Genomic DNA, 15,364 nt, shown 5'->3' with positions numbered 1-15,364 from the left:
GGCCCGATCAACGGGCCGGCAGACGACAATGACGATCGAGGGGGAGGGCCCATGGCCGGTAGCTCGCAGGCGCCTGAGGCGAAAGGGTTTCGCTGGAAGCTGATCGCGCCGCTCGCGGTGTGGCTGGTGATCTATCTGTGGCCGGTGCCGGCGGGGCTCAATGTCAATCAGTGGCACTATTTTGCCGTCTTCGCGGCCGTCATCACCGGTCTCATCCTGGAATCGATGCCGGTCGGCGCGGTCGGCCTGATCGGGCTGACGGTTGCCGGCGTCGGCGGCTATATCGATCCCGATCCGACCAAGTCGCTGCGCTGGATGCTGGCGGGCTTTGCCGAGAGCACGGTCTGGCTGATCGTCGGCGCCTTCGTGTTCTCGATCGGCTATCGCAAGAGCCAGCTGGGCCGCCGCATTGCGCTCGTGCTGGTGCAAAAGCTCGGCACCAACACGCTCGGCCTCGGCTATGCGGTGGCGATGTCGGACTTCTTGCTGGCGCCGGCGACACCGTCCAACACCGCGCGCAGCGGCGGCATCGTCTATCCCATCATCAGCAACATCCCGCGCATCTACGGCTCCGAGCCGGGACCGACCGCCGGCAAGATCGGCACCTATGTGATGTGGACCGCGTTCGCGTCGACCGCCGTCACCAGCTCATTGTTTTTCACCGCGCTCGCGCCCAATGCGGCGGCGCTGGCCATCGCCAAGAAGACCGTCGGAATCGACGTCAGCTGGGCGCAGTGGTTCTTGGGCTTTGCGCCGCTCGGCCTTCTCCTGATGGTGCTGGTCCCGCTGCTCAGCTACGCGGTCTGCCGCCCCGAGGTGAAGAGCAGCCCGGAGATTTCCGAATGGGCATCGAAGGAGCTCGCGGAGATGGGCCCGATGTCGCGCAATGAGTGGATCATGCTGGCGCTGATCCTGCTTGCGATGTTTCTGTGGATCGCGGGCTCGAGCCCGGACATCCGCGTGCCGCTTCTGGGCTCGAATTTCGTCAACGCCACCACCGTCGTGTTCATCGTGATCTCGCTGATGCTGGTGACGGGCGTGATCGAGTTTGCCGACATCGTCGCCGAGAAGGGCGCCTGGGAGGTGTTCTTCTATTTCACCTCGCTGCTGACGCTGGCCTCGGGTCTTAACGAGATCGGCTTCATCAAATGGTTCGCCACCGAATATGCAAAGCCGCTCGCCGGGCTGTCGCCGTCGACCGCGATGCTCCTGCTGGTCGCGCTGTTCTTCTGGATCCACTATTTCTTCTCGAGCATCACCTCGCATGCCGCCGCCGTGCTGCCCGTGGTGCTCGCGGTCGGATCCGGCATCCCCGACCTGCCGGTCACGACGCTCGCCATGCTCTGCATGTATTCGCTCGGCCTGATGGGCGTGATCTCGCCTTACGCCACGGGGCCGGCGCCGATGTATTTCGGCAGCGGCTATATCGGCAAGGGTCAGTTCTGGGGTTTTGGGCTGATCTTCGGGGGGCTCTATTTCGCGGGGCTTCTGCTGATCGTGTGGCCCTGGTTGCGGGTCACCTGAGCCGGGCGGGAGGCCAACACCGCGGCAGATGAATTTTCTTCAGCGGGGAGACATTTGGAAAACTTCGTCCAACTCACCGCAGATATCTGACATTGCCAGAGAGACCTGAAAGGGCGATGGTGCCCGCTGCGGTGCAGCGCGCTCCAGCCGAGTCCTCCTCGCAGTTTCACTCTCCGTCGCTTGATGCGACCGGTTCCCGGATGCCCCCAGGGGGCAAGCGGAACTATTGTGCATGAAGGCCGCCTCCATGAACGTCCACCCGTCGCTCGCGATCGGACAGTCGATCGAAAAGCTCGACGCGATCTCAGGTCGCGCGATCTCACGTCCCGCGATTTCACTTGCCGCGACTGCGCCTGACGCGATGGTCCGCTTCGAAGGCATCTCGAAAACCTATCCGGCCTATCGCGGCAAGCCCGGCGTCAATGCCCTGCAAGACATCGACTTCGCGATCCCACGCGGTTCGATCACCGGCATCATCGGTCGCTCCGGTGCCGGCAAATCGAGCCTGGTCCGGCTCATCAACGGCCTCGAGAGGCCGACCACGGGCCGTGTCGTCGTCGATAACAGAGACATCTCGGCGCTCGCAGGGCGCGACTTGCGGCTGGCGCAGCGCTCGATCGGCATGATCTTCCAGCACTTCAACCTGCTGTCCTCGCGCACCGCAGCCGCCAACATCGCGCTGCCGCTGGAGATCGCCGGCTGGGCCAAGGCGGACATCAAAGCCCGCGTGGCCGAGCTGCTAGCGCTGGTGGGCATCGCCGACAAGCACGACCGCTACCCGTCCGAACTCTCCGGCGGCCAGAAGCAGCGCGTCGGCATCGCGCGGGCCTTGGCGACGCGGCCGAGCGTGCTGCTGTCGGACGAGGCGACTTCGGCGCTCGATCCGCAGACCACGCGGGCGATCCTCGATCTGCTCGCGAACATCAACCGCGAGCTCGGCGTGACCATCGTGCTGATCACCCACGAGATGTCCGTGGTGCGCCAGCTCGCCAAGGACGTCGTGGTGCTCGATGCCGGCCACGTCGTCGAGAGCGGCCATGTCTCCGACATCTTCACCCACCCCAAGCATCCGATCACGCAGTCCTTCCTGGCCGAAGTGATCGGCGACAGCCTGCCGGTGTCGCTGGCGAGCCGGATCGTTTCGGAGCCGCCTGCGGGTGGACAGGCGGTGATCCGCGTCCATGTGCGCGGGGCAGGGGCCGGCGACACGCTGGTGGCGCGGCTGGCGCGCGAACTCGGCCTCGACGTGTCGCTGCTGTCGGCCCGCATCGACGAGATCGGCGGCCAGCACGTCGGCTCGCTGACGCTTGGTATCCCTCTCGGCATGCATGGCGGCGAAGACGCGACGACGCGCACGCTGGCCTGGCTCTCACAATATCAATGTCCCGCGGAGCGTCTCGGCTATGTCGCCTGAACTCATCAACCTGATCGTCCAGGCGACCGGCGAGAGCCTGTACATGGTCGGGCTCGCGGCGCTGATCGGCACCGCCTTCGGCCTGCCGCTCGGCGTCTTTCTCGCGACCAGCCGGAAGGGCGAGCTGTTCGCGGCGCCCGTCGTCAATCGTGTACTCGGCATCGTCGTCAACGCGACGCGGTCCACGCCTTTCATCATCCTCGTCGTCGCCATCATCCCGTTCACGCGGCTGGTGGCCGGCACCTCGATCGGCTCGACGGCGGCGATCGTGCCGTTGACGATCGCATCGGCTCCTTTCATCGCACGCCTGGTCGAGGCCGCGATCCGCGAGGTCGACGGCGGCCTGATCGAGACGGCGTCCTCGTTCGGAGCCTCGCCGATGCAGATCGTGCTCAAGGTGCTGATCCCCGAAGCGCTGCCGGGTCTTCTGCTGGCGCTGACGCTCGCGGTTGTCAGCCTGCTCGGCTATTCCGCCATGGTCGGTGCCGTCGGAGGCGGGGGCCTGGGCGATCTCGGCATCCGCTACGGCTATCAACGCTTCATGCCGGAGATGATGCTGGCCGTCGTCGTCGTGCTGATCGCCCTGGTGCAGCTCGTGCAGAGCGCCGGCGATTATCTCGCGCGCCGGGTCAATCGCCGGCTGCGACATCGCTGACGCGGTTTTAGACATTTCGAACAAGCAGGTTCTTGTCGGTCTGGAAACATTCCAAACTTCCAAACACGACTGAGCGCATTCGTCGCACGCGTTGCGCACGCGTCTGGAGAAATTCTAACGCAGTTCCTATCGCACTCCGAAATCGCCTGCGTTAGGGCGAGGCATCAAAAACGGTACCGGCGAAGCCGGCAGTGCGTGGGGCCTCGACAAACGTGACCGACTTCCAACTTGCTTCGCGTGCCGACACGCGTCGTCGACAGATGCAGGTGCTTTTCCTCGGAGCGGCTAGCACATTTGCTCTCTCCACTCCCTTCGGTGCCGTGGAGGCGCAGACACAGATCCCCGCCGTCACCGTCGAAGCCCCGGCTCAACATTGCCGAACAGACCGCTCAGGTGAAATCGCGTGGCCTCGAACTCGAAGGCTCGATGTCGCTCGCCGATGGCTGGAACCTGCGCGCGGCCTATGCCTATGTCGATGCTGTGGTCACGCAGGATCCGGTGAATGTCGGCAAGGCGCCGGTCACGGTGCCGCTCAACCGCGCCTCGCTGTGGAACGATTACACGCTTCAGACCGGGCCGCTCGCCGGCCTGCAGTTCGGTGGCGGTCTCCGCTATGTCGGCGCGACCTGGGGCGATGACGCCAACACGTTCAAGGTGGGATCGTCGACCGTGCTGGACGCGCTGCTCGCCTACACCAGGGACAATTGGCGCCTGTCGCTGAACGTCACCAACCTCGCCGACACCCGCTATGTCGCCGCCTGCTACAGCCTGTCGGGCTGCTTCTACGCGGAGGGACGCAAGGCCATCGGCAAGCTGACGTATCGGTGGTGAGTTGGAATGACGACGATGAGGGTCCACGAGAGGTCGTCATGGCCGGGCTTGTCCCGGCCATCTACGATCTTTCACGCGGCACTAAGAACGTGGATGCCCGGGACAAGCCCGGGCATGACGTTGCGGAAGCTTCGGCACTCACACACTTTGCTCGTGTACTTGGCGAGATCTGAACGATGAGAGCGATATTCGGCAAGCTGCATCGCTGGGCGGGACTGCTGACGGCGGGATTCCTGTTCTTCTCCGGCATCACCGGGGCGATCATCTCCTGGGACCACGAGATCGACGAGGTCCTGAACAGCCATCTGTTCGACGTCAGCAGCAAGGGCCCGGCCATTCCCTCGATCGATCTCGCCAAGATGATCGAGCAGCGCGATCCCCGCGCGCGCGTGGTCTACCTCTTCATGACGCCGGAGGCGGGCCACTCGCTGTGGTTCTTCGTCATGCCCAGGATCGATCCCGCGACCGGCAAGCGCTACGCGCTCGACTACAATCAGATCTTCCTCGATCCCAACACCGGCGCCGAGCTCGGCCGCCGTTATTGGGGCGCGGTGTGGCCGGTGACGCGCGAAAACTTCGTCTCGTTCCTCTACAAGCTGCACTACACCATGCACATCCCGGAATTCTGGGGCAGCGACCGCTGGGGCATGCGCCTGCTCGGAATCATCGCGATCATCTGGACCGTCGATTGCTTCGTCGGCTTCTACCTGACGCTGCCCTCGCGCCGGCGTGCCAAGGCGGCGCGGGCGCCCCAAGTCACGCGCCAGCTCGAACGCGGCTTCTGGGCGCGCTGGGCGCCGGCGTGGACCATCAAGACCTCGGGCAGCGCCTACCGGATCAATTTCGACATCCATCGCGCTTTCAGCCTGTGGACCTGGGCTGTGCTATTCATCATCGCCTTCACGGCGTTCTCGCTGAATCTCTATTTCGAGGTGTTCTCGCCGCTGATGAAGGTGGTGTCGAACTACACGCCGACACCCTATGAGCAACGGCCGTATCGCGATCTCGACGACCCCATCGAGCCCAAGGTCAGCTTCGCCGACATCGCCGCGCGCGCGGCGGCCGACGGCAAGGGGCGAGGGTGGCCTGTCCCGGTCGGCTCGGTCAATTACGGCCCGGCCCATGGTGTCTATGCCGCCGCGTTCTTCCATCCCGGCGATGATCACGGCGCCGGCGGGGTCGGCCCGGCGCAGCTCTATTACGACAGCGAGGACGGCCGTCCGATCGGCGAACGGTTGCCCTGGGTCGGCACCGCCGCCGATATCTTCGTGCAGGCGCAATTCCCATTGCATTCGGGCCGCATCGTGGGACTGTTCGGCCGCATCCTGATCTCGATCATGGGGCTGGTGGTGGCGGCACTCTCGGTCACCGGAATCGTGATCTGGTGGCGCAAGCGCCGGGCCCGTGTCCGCGTGCGGGAGACGGCGGCGATGCGGCTGAACCGGCAGCAACTGACGCCGGCGAAGCAGGGCGCGGCCCCTCGCGGATGAACCTTCCCGGCCGGCACCGGCACAAAGACTGGAGATCAGACCCAGCCCTGTCGGAAATCACATGAGATCGCTCGCCTTGCTCTGCCTGCTCGCCTTGGCTACGCCCGCTTATGCGGCGACGCTCGAGCAGCACTATCTCGACCTGCGCGATCGCTACATCGCAAAGTTCGCGAAGGCTCCGGAAAACGACGAGACCAGCAAGCAGCACGATGCGGCGCTCAAGGAGCTGACGACTGTGTTGCGCGGTCTGGTGGGCCCCGTCGCGATCAAGGGACTGTCCTCAGACGGCAACTCGAACGCGGACACGCTGTTCAAGGGCGACTCCGGCTTCGGCCATCTCGACGGCCTCGGCTTCGCGTCCGAAGGCGACAAGATGCAGGCCATCGTGACCACCACCGCGTTGCTCAAGCACTGGCTCCGCGAGCACCGCGAGGACGGCATGCCGCAGGAGATCGGCGCGGCATTCAAGTCGGACCGCTTCTACTATCAAGCGATCCAGGACTCCGCCTTCGCCAAATACGCCGAGCTGCCGATCACGAAGCCCGCGGGAGCGAGCGCGGCGGTTGCTGTACTGGGCGTGCGCGGCAACGGTGACCTGAAGGGGCCTCCGCATGAAATCGACGTCGTCGCGATCCAGGGCGAGAAGGTCTTCTTTCTCGCCGCAAGCGATGCGGTGAAGACGGGTGAGATCCCGGCTTGCGAGAAGGTCTGGAAGCAGATGATGGCCAAACCCATCGATAAGAAGGACCCCCGCGGCGACATCACGCGCGAAGACAACGCGATGGACGCCTACACCAAGTGCTTCGCCAAGGAAGCGCCAAGCCAGAGTTGGTTCGCGGCAGCCGTCAAGAAGGCGCAGAGCCAGCTGGAGCTGCTGCCGCTGCGCTAGAGCGATTATCCAGTTGCCTTCGGGGCCGCAGCGTGGCGCGGGGCGCCATCGCTCGAGAATGCGCAATCGGAAATTGCAGCTCGTCCTGCAGATGCAACCGAGGCCCGAGCAGTGCGAAATCGCCCCAAGCCGCATCGACGAGATCGTCGGCAACATCATCCTCGGATTTGGCGAGGTCCGTGGAACTCGTCCGCGACGAGGGGGTTGCATTGCGGTTGAAACCAAGCGGGTAGCACAGTTGAATCGCCGGCAATTCCTGGAAGCCTCGGCATTGACGCCATTGGCGACATTGCTACCTGGCGCAGTCTCTGCGGGATCAGCGGCGGAGTTGCCGTTTGGTCCCTCTTATGTCCGCGACCTTGCCCGCAATTTGGCGAGTAAGCCCTTTGCGCCGCCAGAGGAAAAGGTCCCGGACGCGCTTAGTGATCTCACCTACGATCAGTACCGGTCAATTCGCTTTCTGCCGGAGCGCGCAATTTGGCGCAACGAGAAGCTGCCCTTCGAGGTCCAGTTTTTCCACCGCGGCTTTTTCTATAAGAACAGGGTCGACATCTACGAGGTCTCCGGCGGACGAGCCGTACCGATCAGGTACCGGCGCGACGATTTTGCGTTCGGCGACAATATCGGCCAGGTACCGGACGCCGATCTCGGATTTGCCGGCTTTCGCATTCACGCCCCGATCAATCGCCCCGACTATTACGACGAGGTTTGCGCGTTTCTCGGCGCCAGCTACTTCCGTGCGGTCGCCAAAGGCGAGACCTATGGCCTGTCCGCGCGCGGTCTGTCGATCGATACCGGTGAGAGCAAGGGGGAGGAATTTCCGTTCTTCAAGGCCTTCTGGCTGGAGAAGCCCGCGCCGGGGGCCACATCTGTCGTGGTCCATGCGCTGCTTGACAGCAAGAGCGCTACGGCAAGCTATCGCTTCACGATCAGGCCGGGCGCTTCGACGGTCTTCGACGTGGAGATGTCGCTCTATCCGCGGATCGAGCTGCAACATGCCGGCTTGGCGCCCATGACGAGCATGTTCTTTTTCGGTCCGAACGACCGACACGATGTCGACGATTTCCGCCCTGCCGTGCACGACTCCGATGGGCTCGCAATGTTCAATGGAAAGGGCGAGCAACTCTGGCGTCCTCTCAACAATCCACACGATCTGCAGGCCAGCACATTCAATGATCTCAATCCTCGCGGCTTCGGCCTGATGCAGCGGGAACGAAACTTCTTTGCCTACGAGGACATTGAATCGCGCTTTGAGCGTCGCCCGAGCCTCTGGGTCGAACCGATCGGAGATTGGGGAGAGGGCAGTGTGGTCCTCTTTGAGATCCCGACCAAGGAGGAAGTTCACGACAACATCGCCGCCTTCTGGCGCTCGAAAACAGCTCTCCAGGCCAAGAGCGAAAACAACTACACCTATCGTCTGCACTGGGGTCCGGACGCGCCGAAGCCCAATTCACTGGCCCGGTTCACCCGCACAGGCGTTGGCGCGCGGGGCGACGACAGCAAATTGTTCGTGCTCGAGCTCCTAGGTGACAAGCTGAAGGAGGTCGATCCTGACAAGGTGAGGGGCGCCGTCAGCGCCGACAAATCCGAGATCAAGAACGTCGTCACACAGCCGAACCCGGAAACCGGCGGCTGGCGCCTGAGTTTTCAATGCGCCGTGAAGGATGCGCCTATCGAGTTGAGGGCGGTCTTGATGCAGGGCGATCAACCCATCTCCGAAGTCTGGGTTTACCGATGGGCGCCCTGACGTCGTCGCCTGCGCTTTCGCCTGAGCTCGGCTTTCGGTATCTTCCCGACGAAACGCCTCTCCCGATGCTGCCCTGTCGATTGGACGGGACAAATCGTGCCTATCCGGCGCGACTGCGGACCACCCCTGCCGTTGCAGCGCGGCGCCTGTTCATTCTCGCCGGAACGGCCGCGATTACCGCTGCGGGCGCTGTTGAGATGTACGATGTTCTCAAGGTTGGTGGCGTCACGGTCCTTGAAGGCATGGTGTTCGGGCTGTTTCTCGTGCTGCTCGCCTGGATCGCGTTTTCGTTCGTGTCTTCAGTCGCCGGTTTTCTTGTGCTCCTGCGGGGCCGACCGGATGTGCTGCCAATTGACAGCCACGGTCCGCTGCCAGGGATCACCGGCCGAACGGCGATGCTGTTGCCGACCTATAACGAGGATCAACACCATCTCATGGCGCGACTCCGCGCCATGTACGAGTCGGTCGGCGAAACCGGACAGGCCGCGTTGTTCGATTGGTTTCTGCTCAGTGACACGACAGATCCGGACATCTGGATTGCCGAGGAGCTTGCGTTTCTGGACCTGCAGCGCAACTGCGGTTCGGGCCATCTCTACTATCGTCACCGATCCGACAACACCGCCCGAAAGTCCGGCAACATCGCCGAATGGGTGAGGCGGTTCGGTGGCGCCTACGACTACATGATCATCCTCGACGCGGACAGTCTGATGAGCGGAGAGACCATCGTTCGGCTGGTGGGCGCGATGGAGACGAATCCGCAGGCCGCCCTGATTCAGACGCTTCCGATCGTCGTCAATGCGCGAACCCTGATCAGCCGGCTTCAGCAGTTCTCGGGTCGTTTGTACGGCCCGCTGATCGCGGCCGGGAACGCCTGGTGGCACGCCTCTGAGGGCAACTACTGGGGACATAATGCCATCATCCGGGTACAGGCTTTTGCGCAAGAGGCGGGCTTGCCCGAATTGCGCGGGAGAAAGCCTTTTGGTGGCCATATCCTCAGCCACGATTTTGTCGAAGCCGCTCTGATGCGGCGGGCGGGGTGGGGGATTTTCATGGCTCCAGGTCTCGGCGGGAGTTTCGAGGAGGTGCCACCGTCGCTGCTGGATTTCGCGGCGCGTGACCGTCGCTGGTGTCAGGGCAATCTCCAGCATCTTGCCGTTTTGCCGGCGCGAGGTCTGCATTGGGTCTCCAGGCTTCACCTGTTGACTGGGATCGGCTCCTATCTCACCGCGCCCCTGTGGCTGCTGTTTCTATTGTTCGGAATCCTGATCTCCTTGCAGGCCTATTTCGTCAAGCCGGAGTACTTTCCCAAGGGCTTCTCGTTGTTTCCAACGTGGCCCGCACAGGACCCCGTGCTCGCGGCCTGGGTCTTTGCCGCGACAATGGGGCTGCTCATCGTGCCCAAATTGCTGGCCTACCTCGTTCTGCTCACCAGGCGTGCGGAACGGCAGGCATTCGGCGGCGGATTTCGCGTGCTGCTGGCGGTGGTCGCCGAGAGCCTGCTTGCCGCCTTGATCGCCCCATCCATGATGATCTTTCAATCCACCGCCGTGGCGGAGATCCTGCTGGGGCGTGATGCGGGCTGGCAAGTGCAACGGCGAAGCGATGGCAGGATCACGCGCGATGAAGTCTATCGCAAATTCACGGTGCCGACCCTCTGCGGGCTGGCCATGGCGGCAAGCGCCTATGCCGTGTCGCTTCCGCTGCTGCTCTGGATGTCGCCGGTGATCATCGGCTTGGTTTGCGCCATTCCGATCGGTCTCATCACATCGACGGCACCGCGAATGGCGCGCCTGTTTGCGACCCCGGAGGACAATCGCGCGCCGGCACTGCTGCAGAGGGCGAGAGAGCTTGCCAGCCTGGATCGGATCGAGTCACGCGCGGCTCTGATCGAATTGAGACAGAACCCCGCGTTGCTGGGACCGCACATGCAGTCCCTCGAAACGCCGCCTCGCAAATCGGGCCAGATCGACATAGATCTCGCGATCGGCCGGGCCAAGATCGAGCAGAGCGACGATTTCGAGGAAGTCGTCTCCAGCCTCAGCGCGCGCGAGACCCTTGCCGTGCTGAAGCACCGACACGCCCTCGAGCAAGTCATGCGAATGCCGCGAGCTACCGCTTCCGCGGAAGCCTAGGTCATGGCGGTGTAGGTGAGGGCGTTGACGATCCGGTGGTGCTCGGGCAGAGGGCGAATGTTGCTTTAAGCGCCACGGGTGGTGCCGGCCTACAGCGCACTGCCCCCCAAATTCCACCCGCGACCACCCTCGCCAAAGATCTCATACCCCGTCGCCGTCACCGCGACCGTATCCTCGAGCTTGATGAATCCGCGTTTCGGATGCTTCATCGTGGTCTCGATCGACACCACCATGCCTGTTTCGAGCGGCAGGCGGGCGTCGGTGTCGTCGTAGGGGATCGGGCCCTTGGCGGTCAGGCGAGGGGCCTCGTGGCTGACGAGGCCCATGCCATGGGCCAAAAACTCCGTGCAGTCGCGCTGGCTGATCTTTGCGAGCTGCCGCTCGGCCGCGACGTAGATGTCGCCGCCCATGGCGCCGGGCCGGACCGCGGCGAAGGCAGCGCGCTGGACCGCCTCGATCTCGGCCAGACAGTCCTTCAGCTCGGCATCGGGATCGCCGAGCACGGCCATGCGCGCGAGGTCGCCGATATAGCCGTGATAATTGCCGCCGGAGTCGAGCGACAGCACCTCACCTTGCTCCCAGCGCTGCGCCGACGGCGCCCGGTTGTGGCTGCTGCCGCAGGCCAGCAGGCAGTATTCGAAGGTCAGCCCGCGATTGGCTTCGGCGATCCGCAAGGCGTCCGACAATTGCTGCTTGGTCGTGCCCGGCCCGTGCCCGGCGATCACCGCCAGCATCGAGGCGATCACCAGTTCGGACGCCGTCTTGAGTTTCGCCAGCTCGTCCACCGACTTCACCGCCCGCAGCCGTTCCAGCACCAGCAGCGCGTCCTTGAGCTCGGCACCGGGCAGGGCGTCACTGAGCGCCCGACCCGCATCCATCGGCAGGAACGCCATCTCGACCCCGACCCGCTTCAGGGGCACGCCGGCGCCGCGGATCAGGCTTACGGCCCGCGTGATGGCGTCGACCGAGCCGTTGGACTCGGTCCGGACCTGCGCTACCCATGGCGGCGCAACAGCGCGCTGGTGGGTCTCCAGCCGGTGCCCGACATAGACCGCGTGCTCCGGTGCGCCCTTGGGATAGACCAGAACGGGCAGATAGCGGCTGACGCCCAGCGCATCCATGTAATCGAAGAAGATCGCGCGCTCGGCACCGAGCAGGTACTGCACATTGTGCTTGGAGGTCGCGACCAGGACGTCGAGGCCGGCAGCCTCCATCAGGCGGTCGAGCTTGGCGGCATCGAATGGAATGGCGTGCGAGCGGTCTGCGCGGGCGACGTTCTCCTGCATGACGAACCTCCCATGGTGACGTGAGCATCAACCGCTGCGTCGGTTTGCCCGGGCTTGCTTGGCACCAAGTGTGAGCCGAGAGAGGGGTTCTGGGTAGCTGCGGAATGATCTGGCCTGATCTGCAAAGCCATATCCATAATTCGCATAAGGTATATTATGGAATATATTTATATACAATCAGATCAAATATTTAGCTGGAATTCCTCTCACTGTACCTTCGTTCCCAGTTCTTTCTCGGCCCGGCCGTGGCACGTCGCCCAACTTTTGACGGCTACTGTGCATGGGGTTGTTTTCGCGTTTTTGAATCCGACCCATGCCTCCGAAAGCCGATATTGCCGCGACGATGTCCGGCTGCAATAAGCGAAGCTTCGCGAGATCGCAGATGACCTTCTGACTTTCCGTCCGTATAGGTCTGCATCTCAGAACAACAACAAACTTTCCGAGGAAGCAGACCCATGAGCTTTTCCCGCCGCACGCTTCTCAAGGCCTCCGCCGCGACCGCGGTCCTGGGCGGCCTCAGTGCGCCCCATGTGGCCCGCGCCCAGAGCGCCGAGTTCACCTACAAATACGCCAACAACCTGCCGGACACCCATCCGCTGAACGTGCGCGCCAAGGAGATGGCGGCGGCGATCAAGGCCGAGACCGGTGGCAAGTTCGACCTCCAGATCTTCCCGAATAACCAGCTCGGGTCTGACACAGACATGCTGAGCCAGATCCGGTCCGGCGGCGTCGAGTTCTTCACGCTGTCCGGCCTGATCCTGTCGACCCTGGTACCGGCGGCGTCCATCAACGGCATCGGCTTCGCGTTCCCGGACTACGGCACGGTCTGGAAGGCCATGGACGGCGATCTCGGCGCCTTTGTCCGCGGCGAGATCAAGAAGGCCGGGCTCGAGGTCATGGACAAGATCTGGGACAACGGCTTCCGCCAGACCACGTCGTCGAGCAAGCCGATCACCGGCCCGGACGATCTCAAGGGCTTCAAGATCCGCGTGCCGGTGTCGCCGCTGTGGACCTCGATGTTCAAGGCGTTCGATGCGGCGCCCGCCTCGATCAATTTCGCCGAGGTCTATTCCGCGCTGCAGACCAGGATCGTCGAGGGCCAGGAAAACCCGCTGGCGATCATCTCGACCGCCAAGCTCTACGAGGTGCAGAAATACTGCTCGCTGACCAACCACATGTGGGACGGCTTCTGGTTCCTGGCCAACCGCAAAGCGTGGAGCAGCCTGCCCGAGGATGTGCGCACCATCGTCGCCAAGAACATCAATGCCGCAGCGATCAAGGAACGCGAGGACACCGCCAAGCTCAATGCCAATCTCCAGCAGGAACTCGCGGGCAAGGGCCTGACCTTCAACCAGCCAACCGTCGCGCCGTTCCGCGACAAGCTGCGGTCCGCCGGCTTCTATGCCGAGTGGAAGGGCAAATATGGCGACCAGGCCTGGGACCTGCTCGAAAAAGCCGTCGGCAAGCTGTCGTAACGCGTTGGAGCCGTCATGGCTCATATCGAGGTCGACGTGAGCGGAGTGGCGGGCGAGGCGGCTGTGCAGTCCCCTCGCCGACCTTCGTTGCTGGCCTCGACGGAGCACGCACTCGGCCTCCTCGTCGAAATCCCGGCGGCCATTTTGGTGGTCGCCGAGATCGCGATCCTGTTTGCCGGCGTGGTCGCGCGCTACGGCCTGCACCGGCCGTTGATCTGGTCGGACGAGCTCGCCTCGATCCTGTTCCTGTGGCTTGCCATGCTCGGCGCGGCGGTCGCGTTCCGCCGCTCCGAGCACATGCGCATGACTGCGGTCGTCGGCAGCGCCAAGCCGGCCACGCGGGCCTGGCTCGATCTCGTCGCGACCTGCGCGGCGCTGGCCTTCCTGGCGCTGATCGTCTGGCCGTCCTGGGACTACGCCTACGAGGAAAGCTTCATCACCACGCCGGCGCTGCAGATCTCCAATATGTGGCGCGCCGCGGCGCTGCCGGCCGGCATCTGCCTGATGGCGGTGTTCGCGCTGTTGCGGCTGCTGCGCGCAGCCGATTACCGCATGGTGCTGACGGCCGTGGTGTCGGTCGCCGTCGTCGTCGGCTTGTTCTGGCTGGCGCAGCCATATCTGCGGCCGCTTGGCAACCTCAACCTCGTCATCTTCTTCGTGGGCGTCGCCGGCTTCTGCGTCTTTGCCGGCGTTCCCATCGCGTTCGGCTTCGGGCTCGCCATCTTCGGCTATCTGGCACTGACCACGCGCACGCCGGTCATGGTGCTGGTCGGACGGATGGACGAGGGCATGAGCCATCTCATTTTGCTCTCGGTGCCGCTGTTCGTATTTTTGGGGCTCCTGATTGAAATGACCGGCATGGCACGGGCCATGGTGGCGTTCCTGGCGAGCCTGCTCGGCCATGTCCGCGGCGGGCTGCATTACGTCCTTGTCGGCGCCATGTACCTGGTCTCCGGCATCTCAGGCGCCAAGGCGGCCGACATGGCGGCGGTCGCGCCCGTGCTGTTCCCGGAGATGAAGCAGCGCGGCGCCAAGCCCGGCGATCTCGTCGCGCTTCTTGCGGCCACCGGCGCGCAGACCGAAACCATTCCGCCGAGCCTCGTGCTGATCACGATCGGATCGGTCACCGGCGTCTCGATCGCCGCGCTGTTCACCGGCGGCCTCCTGCCCGGCGTGGTGCTCGCGATCACGCTGTGCATGCTGGTGTGGTGGCGCTACCGCCACGAGGACATGAGCCATGTCCGACGCGCCACAGGCGGCGAGATCGGCAAGACCTTCGTCATCGCCCTGCCCGCGCTCGCGCTGCCCTTCGTGATTCGCTACGCCGTGGTCGAAGGCATCGCGACCGCCACCGAAGTCTCCACCATCGGCATCGTCTATGGCGCCCTGGTCGGCCTCCTCGTCTACCGCCGCTTCGACTGGCGGCGGCTGTTCCCGATGCTGGTCGAGACCGCTGCGCTGTCGGGCGCGATCCTGCTGATCATCGGCACGGCCACCGGCATGGCCTGGGGCCTGACGCAATCAGGCTTCTCGCGCTCACTGGCGTCCGCCATGACCGGATTGCCGGGCGGCGCGGCGACCTTCATCGCCGTCTCGATCCTGGCCTTCACCGTCCTCGGCAGCGTGCTGGAGGGCATTCCGGCGATCGTGCTGTTCGGTCCGCTGTTGTTTCCGATCGCGCGTGCGGTCGGCGTGCACGAGGTGCACTATGCCATGGTGATCATTCTCGCGATGGGTATCGGGCTATTCGCCCCACCCTTCGGGGTCGGCTATTATGCCGCCTGCGCCATCGGACGCGTCGATCCGGCCGAAGGCATCAGGCCGATCTGGGGCTATCTGCTGGCGCTGCTGGTAGGATTGATCGTCGTCGCCGTCTTTCCGTGGATCTCGATCGGATTCCTGTAGGCCGGCGCGTAAGGGA

11 protein-coding genes and 1 pseudogene are annotated in these 15,364 nt (G+C 63.9%); 11 read left to right on the top strand and 1 reads right to left on the bottom strand.

The annotated features are described in order from the left end of the window. Window positions 1-51: 51 nt before the first annotated feature. From AC0L3C_RS01030 to mdoH, 9 genes and pseudogenes are all read left to right on the top strand, one after another. A complete protein-coding gene (locus tag AC0L3C_RS01030; RefSeq protein WP_473406926.1) occupies window positions 52-1,524 on the top strand; it encodes a DASS family sodium-coupled anion symporter in 1,473 nt (490 codons plus the stop codon). Between the two features lie 232 nt (window positions 1,525-1,756). Next, window positions 1,757-2,938 carry a methionine ABC transporter ATP-binding protein gene (locus AC0L3C_RS01025; RefSeq protein WP_473406925.1) on the top strand — a complete coding sequence of 394 codons (1,182 nt, stop codon included), beginning with the start codon at window positions 1,757-1,759 and terminating at the stop codon, window positions 2,936-2,938. Next, window positions 2,928-3,593: a methionine ABC transporter permease gene (locus AC0L3C_RS01020; protein ID WP_106943594.1), complete on the top strand. Its 666-nt coding sequence runs from the start codon at window positions 2,928-2,930 to the stop codon at window positions 3,591-3,593. Before AC0L3C_RS01025 ends, AC0L3C_RS01020 begins: the two co-directional genes overlap by 11 nt. 360 nt (window positions 3,594-3,953) lie before the next feature. Continuing rightward, a pseudogene (locus tag AC0L3C_RS01015) lies at window positions 3,954-4,424 on the top strand (TonB-dependent siderophore receptor); the annotation flags it as partial. Between the two features lie 38 nt (window positions 4,425-4,462). Beyond that, window positions 4,463-4,597 carry a hypothetical protein gene (locus tag AC0L3C_RS01010; RefSeq protein ID WP_473261275.1) on the top strand — a complete coding sequence of 45 codons (135 nt, stop codon included), beginning with the start codon at window positions 4,463-4,465 and terminating at the stop codon, window positions 4,595-4,597. Between the two features lie 3 nt (window positions 4,598-4,600). Continuing rightward, on the top strand, window positions 4,601-5,914 hold the full coding sequence (fsrB, locus tag AC0L3C_RS01005) for a siderophore utilization protein FsrB (RefSeq protein ID WP_473261273.1): 1,314 nt from the start codon (window positions 4,601-4,603) through the stop codon (window positions 5,912-5,914). A gap of 61 nt (window positions 5,915-5,975) precedes the next feature. Next, window positions 5,976-6,803 carry a hypothetical protein gene (locus AC0L3C_RS01000; RefSeq protein ID WP_473261271.1) on the top strand — a complete coding sequence of 276 codons (828 nt, stop codon included), beginning with the start codon at window positions 5,976-5,978 and terminating at the stop codon, window positions 6,801-6,803. Window positions 6,804-7,041: 238 nt separating this feature from the next. Further along, a complete protein-coding gene (locus AC0L3C_RS00995) occupies window positions 7,042-8,550 on the top strand; it encodes a glucan biosynthesis protein G (RefSeq protein WP_473261644.1) in 1,509 nt (502 codons plus the stop codon). After that, the gene (mdoH, locus tag AC0L3C_RS00990) at window positions 8,538-10,682 is read left to right on the top strand and encodes a glucans biosynthesis glucosyltransferase MdoH (RefSeq protein WP_473406924.1); all 2,145 of its coding nucleotides are present in this window, start codon (window positions 8,538-8,540) and stop codon (window positions 10,680-10,682) included. The genes AC0L3C_RS00995 and mdoH overlap by 13 nt, the downstream gene beginning before the upstream one ends. A gap of 89 nt (window positions 10,683-10,771) precedes the next feature. Here mdoH and AC0L3C_RS00985 read toward each other — a convergent pair whose 3' ends face one another. Then, on the bottom strand, window positions 10,772-11,968 hold the full coding sequence (locus AC0L3C_RS00985) for a M24 family metallopeptidase (protein WP_473406923.1): 1,197 nt from the start codon (window positions 11,966-11,968) through the stop codon (window positions 10,772-10,774). Between the two features lie 455 nt (window positions 11,969-12,423). Between AC0L3C_RS00985 and AC0L3C_RS00980 the strand changes: the two genes are divergently transcribed. Next, window positions 12,424-13,443 (top strand): TRAP transporter substrate-binding protein, encoded by a 1,020-nt coding sequence (locus tag AC0L3C_RS00980; RefSeq protein ID WP_473261265.1) that lies wholly within the window; start codon window positions 12,424-12,426, stop codon window positions 13,441-13,443. Between the two features lie 15 nt (window positions 13,444-13,458). Further along, window positions 13,459-15,348: a TRAP transporter large permease gene (locus tag AC0L3C_RS00975; RefSeq protein ID WP_473406922.1), complete on the top strand. Its 1,890-nt coding sequence runs from the start codon at window positions 13,459-13,461 to the stop codon at window positions 15,346-15,348. Window positions 15,349-15,364 lie beyond the last annotated feature (16 nt).

The sequence above is a fragment of the Bradyrhizobium sp. WSM4872 genome, assembly GCF_055811715.1.
The sequence above is the reverse complement of the archived record's forward strand: the minus strand, read 5'-3'. Positions and strand labels throughout refer to the sequence as shown.